Origin of the sequence: Rhabdonatronobacter sediminivivens (assembly GCF_013415485.1) — a bacterium.
Lineage (GTDB): Bacteria > Pseudomonadota > Alphaproteobacteria > Rhodobacterales > Rhodobacteraceae > Rhabdonatronobacter > Rhabdonatronobacter sediminivivens.
Genome location: NZ_JACBXS010000155.1, coordinates 1 through 588, shown reverse-complemented (window position 1 = coordinate 588; position 588 = coordinate 1). Strand labels below are relative to the sequence as shown.

General features: G+C 67.2%; 2 protein-coding genes. One reads left to right on the top strand and one right to left on the bottom strand.

Translation table 11 applies throughout. The features are described from left to right. On the top strand, positions 1-246 hold a 246-nt coding region (locus tag HUK65_RS18605), incomplete at its 5' end, for a glycosyltransferase (RefSeq protein WP_179907782.1). Positions 247-387: 141 nt separating this feature from the next. Here HUK65_RS18605 and HUK65_RS18960 read toward each other — a convergent pair. After that, the coding region (locus HUK65_RS18960; RefSeq protein WP_235442288.1) for a hypothetical protein at positions 388-588 on the bottom strand (201 nt) is incomplete at its 5' end.

Below are 588 nucleotides of genomic sequence, written 5' to 3'. Positions count from 1 at the left end.
GGGCGCACCATCATCGAGGCCATGGCCGCCGGGGTCCCCGTGATCCTGCCCGAAGACTACCGCGTGCTCTTCGGCGATGCAGCCCTTTACGCCACGCCGCAGACGGCGGTGGCGCTGGCGCGCACGCTGCAGGCCGACCCGGCGGCGCGGGCCGCCCAGGTCGCCCGCGCCCGCGACCTGGTGCGCGACCGCTTCAGCCACGAAGCCCACGCCGCCCGGCTGCGCGCCCTGAACCTGGCGGTCTAGAGCGGGGCGCGTTCATTCGCATTCACGTGACACGCTCTAACTTATTGTGGTCGCATGTTTTGCGCGCAAAACCGGTTCCCACTTTTGCGCAACATGCTCTAGAGCGCGTCGCAGGCATCCACATTCACGCGCCCCGCTCTGTCATGGTGTTTTCGCGTATCGAAAAGCCCGGAACCGGAGTCCGGTTCCGCGCACCACGCTCTGATGTTCTGAACCTGACAAAAGCTTCCTGCCCATTGGCTGCGCGGTCGCGAAAGGCAGTTGCGCGGGACCTTTCTGCCGTTGGTCATTGGGCGCGAAGCCGCGCTGCGTCGGGCCGCGGTGCGGCGATCCGTGCTGTGA